Genomic DNA, 13000 nt, shown 5'->3' with positions numbered 1-13000 from the left:
CGGTTTTCGGATCGCGCGCCCCGAACACGACGCGGGCGATGCGTGCGTGCATGATCGCGCCGGCGCACATCAGGCAAGGTTCCAGCGTCACATAGAGCTCACAACCCGGCAGACGGTAGTTTTCGACGGCTTGCGCGGCTGCGCGTATTGCGATCATTTCCGCATGCGCCGACGGATCGTGCGCACCGATCGGATGGTTGAACCCTTTAGCGATGACTTCGTCACCCCGCACGAGCACCGCGCCAACCGGCACTTCGCCTGCGGCGCGGGCTTCTTCGGCGGCGGCCTGGGCGAGCGCCATGAAGCGACGATCGCGCTCCGGGACAAGCGGTGCGGGCGATTCGTCTGGCTCGGGTGTGTCGATGAGCGTAGCGGCGGAAGCCGTCGGAGTCAGGTCACTCTTCACGGGTACTGGAACGTTGGAACCAACGGATTCGGCCTGGGCATTCGGGAATGCCGCCTCGGCCGATTCACCAGAGTCGGCCGACTCCGGACCCGGTGCAGCGGAACGGGCAAGCGGCTCGCTCACCGCGAACCCGCATCGGCCATATTAAGGTTGCCGGCGCGTTCCGATAGCCGCTCGGCAATGCGGCGGCAGTATTCGCGCGGCAGGACCAGCGGGGCGCCGCGCAGCGATTCAATTGCCATATCGAGCGCCAGCATACGCGCCTGGAGACAGCAGCGGGTGGCCTGGTCGCTCACGGCATTCAGATCCGCTTGCAGGTCGCGCAAGGCACGCAGCTGCTCGACAGCCGGCGGCACGAAACCCGCATTCTTCAAAATCCGGTTGGCGACGCGCACTTCCTCAGGGACCAGTGCATCGTCCTCCAGAGGCAGCGGCGCACCCGCGCCCGGCAAATCATCGAACTCACCGCGCGCGGCTGCGGCGGCAATACGCTGTTCGACTAACGCATCAAGCAATTTCATCTGCAGTCCACTACGTTGCGGCCCAAGCATTCTATCAGGGAGCGCGCGACGGTTCTGGCTGTCTGACCGACGAATCCCCCTGGTTTTCAGATTTTGCGTATTTGAGGCACGCCTGACGTGGATTAGGGTGGAGGCTTGCCGGCGCCGCCGCTTCGTGCCCGCAAAAACTTACAAATATCTTTCGCGGCACGGTGCAAAAACGGCCGCCCGCACCTGCCCTACTCATTGAATTCTACTTACGCCATGCAATCCGAAACCCCCGACCACCGCTTCGACACAGCACCTCCCGCTTGTGCCGCACGCTTCAATCCGTGCGTCATCGCCTTGGGCACACGACTTCAAAAGCCCGCTTTCAAGCGATATCTACGCGCGGCATTGGCGGCCGCTGCGATGTCGGCGGCGTTATCAGGCTGCGGCGTGTTCTGCGGCGGTGCAGGCGGAAGTGGCGGCGGGTTCGCCGGCGGTTGCGCGACTGGCGTGCGGTTCTAGTCCGGCGCGCTTCAATGCATGGGCTTCACGGCTGCCGCCGCGAACCAGTACTACGGTCACCCGGCCGCCAACCGCCAGCGCGCCAGAACGACATGCCGGGTACGCCCGAGCAGGCTATGCACCAGCGCAAACTCGCGTACGTTCCAACTGACCGCTTCGACAGGCCGTGTCGCGATCGAGGGCATGCCATAAGCGAGGGTCACGTGCGGGGTGTACGACGTATTTGGCGAGACCGCGCGATCCCCAAATCCAGCGTTTTGCAATGCTACTGCAAGTGCCTCGTGAAGCGCGTGGAGCCCAACGACACCCTCGCCTCCACCCAACACCAGCGGCCCCGGCCGCGGTTTCAGCGCAAAACTGAGGGCATTGTCGAATTCGACGCTAAAAGGCTCCATCCTGATCGACGCGGCCGCGCTCATGGCCGCATCCACCCGCGCCGACGGCAAACCGCCCGCGAAATTCCCGAGGTGCAGCAACGTGACGTGCAAACGGTTGGCCGCGAGAGGCTTGCTCTTCGAACGCGTCTCCCCGCAGATCTGTTGCGCCAGCTTCGAGATGCTCGCCGCCGTATGCGTATCTGGAAAGACGGCGAAGAACAGGCCGTCTGTCGGGACAGGCGGCGCCTCGAGTCCGGGCAGCCACAGTTGCTCAGGCATGGTGCGCCTGAATGGGTGACGCAGACATTTAGAAGAAGCTCCTTTCATCGATGCGGGCTTGCCCGCGCATCTGAAAATTTCACAGCTCGACGGCGCGAGGTTCACCACGTCCGTTCACGCCTGATAACGTTGCTCTCACTGGGCGCACGCCCACGCCCACTACTGTACATTCATACAGTAGTGTCGGCAACGTGGAATTTGTAAACGATACAGTCGCGATGGTCGTAACGCGTGGCGCCACGGCGCTCAACGCACTGCAGCCGAGTGACAAAGTCAGTCCAGGGATTATGTGGACGTGCCCATCGACGTGAAAGGCGGTTGCGCGATCGCGGCTTGGTATCTGCGGTTCGCGCTGTGGCAACTGGACGGGATAGTGACAGGCGTTGCAGCCCGCCTCCTATCCCACATCACCGTGCGATTTCGACCGTCGGCTCAACCAGGAGCGAAACCGACGCTAACAACGCGCGCCCGCCCCCACGCATCAGTGCCTCGCGCAACACCTCGCGCCCGGAAAACCCTCAAATCAACTCCATCTTCGACGTCAGATAAGTCAACTCGATCCGGTTCGCCACGCCAAAGCGCTTGCGAAGTTTGCGCAGGTGGTAATCGACGTTATGCGCGCTCGTGTCGAGTCTTCTGCCGATTTCCTTATCGGATGCGCCTTCGGCGATGCCGGTCAGCAGCTTCTGCTCGAACACGGTGAGCCCGTGCGCCGAGTGTTCGCGCGCTGCCGAGATCAACTTCGGCGAGCCGAACTTATGCACCGACAAACCGATCGACAACGCCTGCTCCACGGTGGCCCGCGTGATCCACTCGCGACTGCGGCGCGGTGCCGTGAAGCTCATGAAGGCGTGCAGCCGCGTGCCAGGCATCGCCATCGAATACATGATCCCACTGCACATGCCATCGTCGCGCATGGTGTGCAGAAAGTCGTCGAGTGCCTCGGGCGGCGCCGGCACTTCGTGAGCGCTGTGCCGGCGCAAGTTGCGCAGATCCCACACGATCGCCATGTTGCAGCGGCGCGCGCCGAAGGTGCGTGGATCGACATCCACGTGATGGCGATCCACATACTCGCCGCGATAGGTCGAGGGTGTGAACGCCTCATGCAAAAAGAGCCGCTGCACGCCTTCGCGGGAATATTCGAGCGCGAAATAAGCGAACGTCGAGAAGCCCGTCAGATGCAGCAGACTCGCGACAATGCGCGTGCGCTCCGCCTCGCTCTGCGCACTGGCCAGCATGTCGGCCACGCCGAGGCGCGGCGCATCTTTCTGTTCGACCGCCGCCGGTTTCGAATCGTTGTACCAGACCACCGGAATCGAATGCGCGCGGTGCATCGCGTCGGCCGCAACGCTCCCGGCAACCGCAGCGCTCGCCGCCGGCAGCATGTCTACAGGATGATCTTCGCTTAGCGCAATGCCGGACATCGGTTCCTCAACGCAACGGCGCAGATTTCGCCCAGTACAAACTACGGTGCGAAAAATAGCGACGAAATGAATGGAAGAAAAACGTTGCGGCGTGCAGGGTTTTTAAATTGCCGCTGATCGTTCACGAAACATATCGTAATATCAATGCCGAACGATAGCGCAAGCAAAGCGCGTGTGGAAGAAACAATAAAAAAGACCAGGGATGTGCCGGGGTTTGATTCGTAGTCCACTAGAAAAAGAGGAATCTCACCCCAATGACACCGTCAGACGGCTCTCCAGTGGTCGAATGGTTCTCGCAAGCCGATGTGCTTGCCTACCTGCAGCCGCATCACAATGCAGGCGTCACCCAGGACACTACGAAAAATCGCACGCCTGATCATTTCGTTTTTACCGACCTCTCCAGAGCATCCGGAAAATTCGACCCGTCTCTCGCCGACTTCAGCGAATACCGCACACAGTTGCGCGATGCAGGCTTCAGCACCTTGAGCTACGGCGCCTTCGAAATGATCGGCCGCCGGGTGTTGCACGCGCATCTGCTGCGTGACCTCGCGCCGGTTTCGTTCGCGCAGCCGTACTTCGAGGGCATGTGGTATGAAGTCGATCCACGCTTCGCCGAAGTGCAGCAAAGCGGTTTCCCGGTCGCGTGGCGGCTCGCCCGCATCGACGAAGACGCGCAACGCAGCGGCGACCGGCGCAAGCTCGCACTCGTCGCGGCACTGCGCGCGCATGCGATGAATAGCGGCGTGATCTTCAGCATGTCGGCCCCGCAACTCGGTCTGAACGTCGGTGTCGGGCTCACGTCCGAACTGCACGACTCCGACTGGATCAACGATCGCGTGATCGGCACGGCGCTCGCTGTCAGCCTCGCCGTGCATCGCTTCGTGCAGCCGTTTCTCGAGGATCGTGTGGGGTCCACGCGCGTCATCGCGCTCGAGCCCGAACAGGAAGCGGTACTCCGACGGCTCGTGCAAGGCCTGTCCGATCAGGAGATCGCCGACGCGCTGCGGACCTCGCTGCACAAGGTCAGTTATCACATCCAGATGCTCGAACGCATCTTCAACGTACAGAACCGCGCGCAACTCGCCTATCTGGCAGCGCGGCGCGTCGTGGTGTAGGCCCCGTTGTGACGGCGCTGCTGCGCCGTTTGGGCGTTTCGTAGTCGGGCGTGCCGCCAGCCGCCAAAGTGTCCCCAACGCTACGAGGCGCCCCCGATTCTCTCCTGACTGTCCCCGCTAAACTCGATCGCAACCGGATACCTGAGGGCGTCGGCTTGCGCGTGCTCCACGCAAGCCGTCCCACTGTGTGCCGAGCGATGCAATCGCATCCACGCGATGCCGTCGCAGTGCGCTGCGTGGTCCCGAACCGGATACACGGTCGGGCTATAAACCAGGGAGTCGATACTCGACGATGGCAGATCTGAAGGCGCTTCCGCGCGACTGGCTGCGGCTATTTCCGGCTGGCGCAAATGCGTCCGGCATTCGCCGCGCCGCATCGCCACGTGCCGATCTGTTCCTCGCGGCGTTCATCGTCGCCGTGATCGCGCTGTTCATCCTGCCGCTGCCGCAAGCCGCGCTCGACGGGATGATTTCGCTGAACCTCGCGATCAGCGTCGTGTTGCTGACGGTGTCGACCTATGTGCCTTCGGCGGTGAGCTTTTCGTCGTTCCCGGCGCTGCTGCTGTTTACGACGCTGTTTCGTCTCGCGCTGAACATCGCGTCGTGCAAGCTCATTCTGCTGCACGCGAACGCGGGGCATGTGATCGACGCGTTCGGCCGGCTCGTCGTCGGCAATAACGTCGTCGTAGGTGGCGTCGTCTTTCTGGTGATCGCGGTCGTGCAGTTCATCGTCATCGCGAAAGGTTCGGAGCGCGTCGCGGAAGTCGGCGCGCGTTTTTCGCTCGATGCGATGCCGGGCAAGCAGATGAGCATCGACGCCGATCTGCGCGCCGGCATCATCAGTGCTGAAGAGGCGCGCGAGCGGCGCGAAAAGCTCGAGCAGGAATCGCAATTGCACGGCGCGATGGACGGGGCGATGAAGTTCGTCAAGGGCGACGCAATCGCCGGTCTCGTGATCGCGTTCATCAATATCGTCGCGGGCATTGCGGTCGGCACGCTGATGCACGACATGAGCATTGGCGAGGCGCTGCAACGTTACGCGATCCTGACGGTGGGCGACGGCATGGCGTCGCAGATTCCGTCGTTACTGGTATCGATCGCCGCCGGCATCGTGACGACCCGCGTTGCGACCCGCGACGCCCGTCAGCGTCAGTTGGGCGAGCAGCTAGGCGAACAGCTCGGCGCGCATCCGCGTGCGCTGCTGATCGCCGCACTGGTGCTCGCCGGGTTCCTGATCGTGCCGGGCTTTCCGAAGTGGTCATTCGCGCTGATCTCCGCGGCGCTCGGGACCTTCGCGGTGGTTCAGATGAAACGGCGCACCACGGCGCCGACCTTCAACCTGATCAGTATCACGGGCCGCGTCGGCGATGCGCAAGGCGAAGGGCAATCCGCGCGCGTGACCCATGCGGCCGGCGTCACGTCGCTGATCGCGGTGACGCTCGCGGCGGACCTGCGCGGCGCGCTGAACCTGGCGCACTTGCAGACCTCGCTATCGAGCGCGAAAGCGCGGGTCGACGCGGACATCGGCACGGTGTTTCCGAGGATTTCGCTCGCTGACGACGACGCGGCGCCGGACGGCACCTACCGGATCTATCTGCAAGACGTACTCGCCGCGCACGGTGCGCTCAAACCCGGCTGGTTCCTGTGGGACGGCGTGTCGCCGCTGCCGGAACAGGCCGAGCGGCAACCCGCCGAAGCATTCGGTCCTTATGCGACGGCGTTGTGGATCAAGGGCGACGCGGCGCAAGCCGAAGGCAAATCGCTCTCGAGCGAAGCAGCGCTTGGCGCACATGTCGAACAGATCGTGCGGCAGCATGCCGACGAATTGCTCGGCATCCAGGAAACGCAGGCGCTCGTGCATCTGGCGCGGCGCGATCATCCGGAACTGGTCGGCGAACTGACGCGGCTCGTGCCGCTGCAGCGCGTCACCGAAGTGCTACGCCGCCTGCTCGCCGAACAGGTACCGATCCGCAATCTGCGCGTGATCTTCGAAAGCCTGATCACGTGGGCGCCGAATGAGCCCGACGACGTGATCGCGCTAGTCGAACTGGTACGCATCGATCTACGCCGGATGATCACCGACCGGTACGCGGGCGCGGCGCGCCAGCTGCGCGTCGTGCTGTTCGAACAGAACCTGCAGGAACGCATTGAGAAAGCGGTGATGCGTACCCGGCAGGGCAATTTTCTGGCGCTGCCGAGCGGCGTCAAGCAGGACATCTGCGAGCAGGTGCGTGCGATCGTCAATGCGTCGAGCGCAGCGCCGGGCGCACACGGCAACGCACGGCTCGCGGTGATGATCGCGCTCGGTGCGCGCCGCTACGCGAAGTCGATCCTGCAGCCGGTACTGCCCGACCTGCCGGTGCTGTCGTATCAGGAGATCGAAGAGGACGTGCAGTTGCATACGGTGGGCTGGGTGAAAAATCCAGCCGACGACGGCACGCACGGCGCGGGCGCCGACGTGCGGACGGCAACGGGAGCGACGCGATGACGAGCTCGACGATCCTCGACCTGACGCAGCAGGCGCTGATGCTGGTGCTGCTGCTGTCGCTGCCGATCGTGCTGGTCGCCACCGTCACGGGTCTCGCGGTCGCGGTGCTGCAGGCCGTCACGCAAGTGCAGGACGCGAACCTCGGTATCGCCGTCCGGCTGGTCGCCGTGATGGTTGCGCTGGTGGTGTTGTCGGGCTGGCTGGGGGGCGAGGTGCTGCGCTTTGCGCAGCAGGCGCTGACGCGATTGTTTGTTTCCACAACAGGTGTTTTCTGATGCGCCGACGTGCAGTTCCGCTCTCCTTCGACCGGCGACGTGCGCAAGCCGCCGCGACGCTCCTGCTTGCTACGGCCCTCCTCTCCGTGTCGCTGTTCGCGGCACTCTCGCAGCCCGCGCGCGCGGCCGAACTGCGCTGGCGCAACCGGCCCTTTACGATCGTCGCGAACGGCCGCAAGATCGCCGACTTCATCCGCGAGCTCGCATCGTCGCAAGGCGTGACGGCGGTCGTCGATCCGAAGGTGGACGGCACCATCAGCGGCCGCTTTTCCGGCACGCCGCAGCAGACGCTCGACACGATCTGCTCGACCTACGGCCTCACGTGGTACTACGACGGCTCGTTCCTGTACATCGATCCGGCGGACCAGTCACAGAGCCAGGTGATTCCGATCCCGCCTAATTCGGCCGGCGAAATCGGCCGCGCGCTCGAGACCATGCAGATCACCGACAAGCGCTTCGCGCTTGTCATCAACGATCGCGCGAACAGTATCTATGTGTCCGGCCCGCGCCGCTATATCGAACTGGTGCGGCAGGCGGTCGGCTCGGTCGGCAATCCGTCGTCGAATGGCCAGCTCGCGGACGTGCGCGCATTCCGGCTGCACTACGGCTGGGCCTCCGACTTCACCGTGAACCGCTCGGGCAAGGAAGTCGTGATTCCTGGCGTCGCGACGATGCTAAAGCGCCTCTACGGTAAAGGCGGCAATCACAGCAACACCATGCCGGTGAATGCGACGCTCGGCGCGGCCGCTCGGCAAATGAAACTCGGCTCCGGCGTGACAATCGCCGTGCCGCGTATCGAGTTTCCCGATATCGCGGGCGGGTCGTCCGCCAACAGCGGCTACGGCGCCTCGGGTCTGTCGACGGACGGCGTGAGTCCCTTCGCGAACAATGCCGGCGGCAACAACGACACGCTGCCGCAGATCGAGGCCGATCCGGCAATCAACGCGGTGCTCGTGCGCGACCTGCCGGAGAACATGTACCGCTACCAGTCGCTCATCAACGACCTCGACGTGCGGCCGCGGATCGTCGAGATCAATGTCACGATTATCGATATCGACGAGAACTCGCTCGACAGCCTAGGCATCGATTGGCGCCTGCATACCTCGCACGGCGACGTGCAGATCGGCAACGGCTCGAGTCCGCTGAACGGCAACACGCAATACAACGGCAGCGGCAACCCGCCGCTCACGTTCGGCGTCGGCACGAGCGAACAGGGCCAGACGGGCACCTTCCTGCCGACCGGTATCGCGCTCACCGCATCGATCGGCGGCTCGTTGCGCGACTACCTGCTGACCCGCGTCAACGCACTCGCGCAGAACGGCAACGCGGAGCTGCATTCGAAACCGAAAGTACTCGCACTCGACAACACCGAGGCCATCCTCGAAAACCTCACGCAGTTCTACGTGCAGGTGCAGGGCTACCAGGATTCGTCGCTATACAGCGTGACGACCGGCACGAGCATCAAGGTCACGCCGATGATCGTCGACGACAACGCGGCGCAGCCCGCGAACGCGAGCGCAACGCCAGGCGCAAGCCCGGAAAGCGTAATGATGTCGATCGACATTCAGGACGGCAACGTCGTACCTGGCCAGTCGGTATCGAACATCCCGGTGATCCAGCAGCGCAACATCGTCACCAAGACGATGATCGACGAAGGCAAGAGCCTCCTGATCGCCGGCTTCAACAACGACCAGGTGCAGATCAACAAGAGCGGCGTGCCGTGGCTGTCGAACATTCCGTGGATCGGCAACCTGTTCAAGTACACCGACAAGACCGGCGACCACATGGAGCGTTTCTATCTGCTCACGCCGCGCGTGGTCAGCAACGCGTCGATGTATGCGCCGGACGGCGCGCCGATCAATCCGGGCGCCGGCAGCGTGCCGGACGCGAACGGTATGTCGATGTACCGGCCGCCCGACAACGATATCGCCGTGCCGCTCACGCCGAAGCCGCTGCCCGGCTCGCGCTTCGGCCCCCCACTGCCCCCGCCGCCCCACGACCCGGCGTCGCAACCGGCGGCAACGCAAAGCGGCGCGCAGGCAGGATCGCAAGCCAGTGCGCAAGCCGGCACGCCAACAGGATCGCAGGATCATGTCTTCAACCACCCTTGATCCGCACCGCACCGCGTTGAACGCGCCACCCGCGCCGGCGCAGGATGCCGCGGCGTCGCCGTGGAACCTGTGCTTTCTGAGCGGACCGATGTACGGCCGCACGATGTCGCTCGCGCGCGGCGCGAACTGGATCGGCACCTCGGCCGACTGCGAAGTCATCCTGCCCGATCGCGAGATCGGCGCGAAGCAGGTGTGCCTGCAGGTCGGCGCGCTGGCCGTGACCGTGCAAAACGTCGGCGCGGAAAGCAGCGCGCCGGTGCTCTTCAACGACGAAGCGCTTGCCGCGGACCGCCGATCGCTCACGCCCGGCGATGTCGTGACGGTCGGCTCGATTCGCCTCGGCATTGCCCGCAATGCGCAGGCCGCCGCCGCGCTGCCCGCCGAAAGCGAGAAGCTATCTGCTGAACGCGATACGGTGTGGCCCGGCTGGCTTGCCGGTGCGATGCGCCGCGTCGGCAGCCGCCGCTTCGTGCTGGTGCTGGCCGCACTATGGCTCGGCGTGGCGCTGGGCGCGCTCGGCTACGGCCTGGTCGCGTGGTCGGGCAGTCTGCCCTGGCAGCAGGAATCGGCGCTCGCGCGCGTGCACCGGCTGCAGCAGGCGCTGCGTATCTACCCGGAGCTGAGCGTGGCGCCGCGTGACGACGGCGCGCTCGTCACCGGCTACGTGAAAGACGGTGCTGAGCGCGACAAGGTCGCGCAGATCGTCGCCGGTGTCGATAACGCGGCACTCGGCAATCTGTATGTGGTGAGCGACCTGCTCGCGACCGCGCAAACCTATTTCAGCGATACACCGCTGACGGTGTCATATCTCGGCCGCGGCAAGATCGAACTCAGCGGCGACGCGCCGCGCTCGCAGGTCGCACAGCGCATCCAGAACTACATGAAGGACGCGCGCCCCGCGCTCGAAGTCGTCGATCACGTGCATTACGGCGATCCGGCTGCGCCGACACACACCGGCATGCTGGGCGGCGCCGGCGGCATCCCGGAGATCGTCACCGTGTTCGCGGGCGACGGCGACCAGCGCTACATCGAGACCGCCGACGGCGGCCGCTATTTCGAGGGCGCGAAGATGAAACAGGGGCCGACCGTCGTGTCGATCGGACCGGACGAAGTGGTGTTCGAAAGCGAAGGCCGCCGGATCACGATGCCGCTCGGCGGCAGTCGCGCCGGCACACCAACAGCGACCCCGGAGGGCGCCTCGACCGCGCTCGTGACGGGCGGCGCGGCGGCTGGCGTGGCATTGCCGGCGGCCGGTTCGGGCGCGCTTCAAGCCAGCGCGGGGGCACCCGCCTCGCCGGCACCGAATGCCTCAGGCATACCCGCTTCAGCCGCTCCGACGCGTGCGGCTGAAGCCCAGTAGGAGCAGCACAGGTATCGAATTTTCGCGTGCGGCGCGCCACGAGCGGCGCCCCACGCCACCCAACGCAGGCCGGCGCATTCACCCGCAGCGCGGCGGCAGGCGAAAGCGGCGCACGGCATAAGGCCGTGCTGTCAAAGTCGTTGTTCACGCACCAAGGAGCTACACATGAGCACTCAACCCACCGGCCCCGTCACCGATACCGGCGCCGTGCAGAACCAGGCCAACCAGTTGATCGAGGCACAGACGAAGCTGACCGAAATCCAGTTCCAGGTACAAAGCTCGACGAGCACCTTCCAGACCACCGGCGCAGTGACGTCGGCAGCCGGGACGGCCGCGTCGCAGGCAGCGGAGCATATCGGTTCGGCAGGCCGCTCCTGAGCCCGGGCGCTGGCCGCCCGTGCGTCGCGGGACCGCACCCGCCGGTGAGAGTCATCGGCGGCGGGGTCGCGCACGTGCAGAGCGGCCGGTTGCCCGCGCTGGCCCATGCTATCCACGAGGAGAGCAGATCATGAATGTTTCAGGTGTCGCACCACCCGCCACGGCAGCGCTCGCAAGCGCTGCGCAGACGGCTCAGGCCGGCGCGCAGAACAAGGCCCCGGACGGGGCGCAGGTCCGGCAGTTCGACGGTTTGATGCAGCCGTCCGATGCGCATGCCGCCAATGCGGCGGCGCAAGCCGGCCAGCCCAACGCCCCGACTCAGGCGGCGCAGGCCGTGGCCCTCCAGGCGCCCACCACGGCGGTACAGATGACGCCGCAGACGGCGCCCTCGTCGCTCGTCGAGCGTTTGCGCGATTTCACGACCGACCTCGACACCCGCTATTCGACGCTGCAAAAACATCAGGTTCAGATGCTCACGTCGATGACGCAGAACGCTAACGATCCGATGATGGCGATGGCCCAGGCGATGGACTTCCAGTGGAGCGCGACGACCACGATCTCCGAATATCAGTTGAGCCTCGCGGTTGCGCAAGCGACCAACGGCTTGACTCACTCGATTCTGAAGAACCAGGAATGACGGCTCACCGTTTCACTCAAGGTTCCGCACGGTCCGAACGTTTCGTCCGCGAGCACACTTCGCGCGCGCCATTCCGTCGTTGCGTGGCGCGCGTCGCGCTCGCTGGCGCGCTCGTGCTGCTGGCCGGCTGCCAGAAGGAGTTGTACTCGGGTCTGTCGGAAGCCGAAGCCAACCAGATGATCGACGTCCTGGGCGATGCCGGCATTTCGGCGTCGAAAGACAACGACGCGCGCGACGGATCCGACCAGCAGGCATGGCAGGTCGGAGTGTCCGAGAACGACCTCCATTCCGCGTTGTCCGTGCTGCGCACCAACGGTCTGCCGAAGCCGCATTTCGCGAGCATCGGCGAACTGTTTCAGAAGCAGGGGCTGGTCTCGACGCCCGCCGAAGAGCGCATGCGCTATCTGTACGGCGTGTCGCAGGATCTGTCGCGCACGTTGCAGGACATTCAGGGTGTCGTCGTCGCCCGCGTGCAGGTGGTGATTCCGGAAAACGATCCGCTCGCCGACAAGATCAAGCCGTCTTCGGCAGCGGTGTACATCCGCTACAAGCCGGGCGTCGATCTGCGCGCGATGGCGCCGATGGTGAAGGACCTCGTCGCGCACAGCATCGAAGGATTGCAGTACGACAACGTCTCGCTGTTTTTGCAGCCCGCGGCGGAACAGGCCCCGCCCGCCAACGGCATCAGCAATGCTGTGAACGACGTCGTGCGTCTGCGCTCGCCACTCGGCTGGCTGGTCGGCGCGCTGATCCTGCTGACGCTCGCGGTGATCGCGCTGTCGGCCGCGCGGCGCGGCATGTTCGGAGGCCGTCTTGCCGGGCTGCTCGGCAGCAGCGGCCGCGGCGGTGGCAGCGAAGCGGGCACGCGCAGCGTGCGCACGAGCGGCGCGCGGGACAGTGCCTGATCCCCGCCGACGCCGTAGGCGTGCCGCGCTTCGCGTCTCGCCTTCGCGGCCGAACATACTGCGGAGTACGCCATGAGCACGCCGTGGCTGCACACGCTAGTGTCGTGAGTTAGAAGTTCGTTGAATCACTTCCCGGTTCTTTCCGGAATGACAAAGTGCTGATAAAAAAGTCGCTCGGACTCGCGCAGTCCTTCTTCCGTAAAGATCACGGACTTCGTCTTGTTCACAGGGTCTT

At 64.7% G+C, this 13000-nt stretch carries 13 protein-coding genes; 8 read left to right on the top strand and 5 right to left on the bottom strand.

Annotated features, from left to right (window positions below):
* The 4 genes from VFE81_RS06830 to VFE81_RS06815 form a co-directional block, all read right to left on the bottom strand.
* On the bottom strand, window positions 1-364 hold a 364-nt coding region (locus VFE81_RS06830; RefSeq protein WP_325043867.1), incomplete at its 3' end, for a nucleoside deaminase.
* Between the two features lie 161 nt (window positions 365-525).
* Complete coding sequence (locus VFE81_RS06825) at window positions 526-927, bottom strand: DnaJ family domain-containing protein (protein ID WP_325043864.1); 402 nt, start codon at window positions 925-927, stop codon at window positions 526-528.
* A 545-nt stretch (window positions 928-1472) separates the two neighbouring features.
* Window positions 1473-2072, bottom strand: coding sequence for a 2'-5' RNA ligase family protein (locus VFE81_RS06820; RefSeq protein WP_325043863.1), 600 nt, complete (start codon window positions 2070-2072; stop codon window positions 1473-1475).
* Between the two features lie 518 nt (window positions 2073-2590).
* A complete protein-coding gene (locus VFE81_RS06815) occupies window positions 2591-3496 on the bottom strand; it encodes a helix-turn-helix transcriptional regulator (RefSeq protein ID WP_414695557.1) in 906 nt (301 codons plus the stop codon).
* 254 nt (window positions 3497-3750) lie between these two features.
* Between VFE81_RS06815 and VFE81_RS06810 the strand changes: the two genes are divergently transcribed.
* The 8 genes from VFE81_RS06810 (at window position 3751) to sctJ (ending at window position 12765) form a co-directional block, all read left to right on the top strand.
* Window positions 3751-4611, top strand: coding sequence for a helix-turn-helix transcriptional regulator (locus VFE81_RS06810; RefSeq protein WP_325043862.1), 861 nt, complete (start codon window positions 3751-3753; stop codon window positions 4609-4611).
* Window positions 4612-4903: 292 nt separating this feature from the next.
* Window positions 4904-7099 (top strand): type III secretion system export apparatus subunit SctV, encoded by a 2196-nt coding sequence (sctV, locus tag VFE81_RS06805; RefSeq protein WP_325043861.1) that lies wholly within the window; start codon window positions 4904-4906, stop codon window positions 7097-7099.
* Complete coding sequence (gene sctS / locus VFE81_RS06800) at window positions 7096-7374, top strand: type III secretion system export apparatus subunit SctS (RefSeq protein ID WP_325043860.1); 279 nt, start codon at window positions 7096-7098, stop codon at window positions 7372-7374. Before sctV ends, sctS begins: the two co-directional genes overlap by 4 nt.
* The gene (gene sctC, locus VFE81_RS06795; protein WP_325043859.1) at window positions 7374-9485 is read left to right on the top strand and encodes a type III secretion system outer membrane ring subunit SctC; all 2112 of its coding nucleotides are present in this window, start codon (window positions 7374-7376) and stop codon (window positions 9483-9485) included. Before sctS ends, sctC begins: the two co-directional genes overlap by 1 nt.
* Window positions 9466-10845, top strand: a complete 1380-nt coding sequence (gene sctD, locus VFE81_RS06790) for a type III secretion system inner membrane ring subunit SctD (RefSeq protein WP_325043858.1) — start codon at window positions 9466-9468, stop codon at window positions 10843-10845. The genes sctC and sctD overlap by 20 nt, the downstream gene beginning before the upstream one ends.
* A 165-nt stretch (window positions 10846-11010) precedes the next feature.
* Entirely contained in the window at window positions 11011-11223 is a 213-nt protein-coding gene (locus tag VFE81_RS06785; RefSeq protein ID WP_325043857.1) for a hypothetical protein, read from the top strand.
* Window positions 11224-11353: 130 nt separating this feature from the next.
* Window positions 11354-11860, top strand: a complete 507-nt coding sequence (locus VFE81_RS06780) for a hypothetical protein (RefSeq protein ID WP_325043856.1) — start codon at window positions 11354-11356, stop codon at window positions 11858-11860.
* Window positions 11857-12765 carry a type III secretion system inner membrane ring lipoprotein SctJ gene (gene sctJ, locus VFE81_RS06775; protein ID WP_325043855.1) on the top strand — a complete coding sequence of 303 codons (909 nt, stop codon included), beginning with the start codon at window positions 11857-11859 and terminating at the stop codon, window positions 12763-12765. The genes VFE81_RS06780 and sctJ overlap by 4 nt, the downstream gene beginning before the upstream one ends.
* A 125-nt stretch (window positions 12766-12890) precedes the next feature.
* Here sctJ and VFE81_RS06770 read toward each other — a convergent pair.
* The coding region (locus VFE81_RS06770; protein WP_325043865.1) for a DUF6429 family protein at window positions 12891-13000 on the bottom strand (110 nt) is incomplete at its 5' end.

The sequence above is a fragment of the Paraburkholderia sp. genome (assembly GCF_035656215.1).
In the GTDB taxonomy this organism is placed as follows: Bacteria; Pseudomonadota; Gammaproteobacteria; order Burkholderiales; family Burkholderiaceae; genus Paraburkholderia.
This window is presented reverse-complemented; position numbering and strand designations above follow the sequence as displayed.

Excerpts from the sequence above, each read along its gene's own strand:
- VFE81_RS06820 (WP_325043863.1), bottom strand. The coding sequence starts at position 2,072 with ATGCCTGAGCAACTGTGGCTGCCCGGACTCGAGGCGCCGCCTGTCCCG.
- VFE81_RS06780 (WP_325043856.1), top strand. The coding sequence starts at position 11,354 with ATGAATGTTTCAGGTGTCGCACCACCCGCCACGGCAGCGCTCGCAAGC.
- VFE81_RS06810 (WP_325043862.1), top strand. The coding sequence starts at position 3,751 with ATGACACCGTCAGACGGCTCTCCAGTGGTCGAATGGTTCTCGCAAGCC.
- sctV (WP_325043861.1), top strand. The coding sequence starts at position 4,904 with ATGGCAGATCTGAAGGCGCTTCCGCGCGACTGGCTGCGGCTATTTCCG.
- VFE81_RS06785 (WP_325043857.1), top strand. The coding sequence starts at position 11,011 with ATGAGCACTCAACCCACCGGCCCCGTCACCGATACCGGCGCCGTGCAG.
- sctD (WP_325043858.1), top strand. The coding sequence starts at position 9,466 with ATGTCTTCAACCACCCTTGATCCGCACCGCACCGCGTTGAACGCGCCA.
- VFE81_RS06825 (WP_325043864.1), bottom strand. The coding sequence starts at position 927 with ATGAAATTGCTTGATGCGTTAGTCGAACAGCGTATTGCCGCCGCAGCC.
- sctJ (WP_325043855.1), top strand. The coding sequence starts at position 11,857 with ATGACGGCTCACCGTTTCACTCAAGGTTCCGCACGGTCCGAACGTTTC.
- sctS (WP_325043860.1), top strand. The coding sequence starts at position 7,096 with ATGACGAGCTCGACGATCCTCGACCTGACGCAGCAGGCGCTGATGCTG.
- VFE81_RS06815 (WP_414695557.1), bottom strand. The coding sequence starts at position 3,496 with ATGTCCGGCATTGCGCTAAGCGAAGATCATCCTGTAGACATGCTGCCG.
- sctC (WP_325043859.1), top strand. The coding sequence starts at position 7,374 with ATGCGCCGACGTGCAGTTCCGCTCTCCTTCGACCGGCGACGTGCGCAA.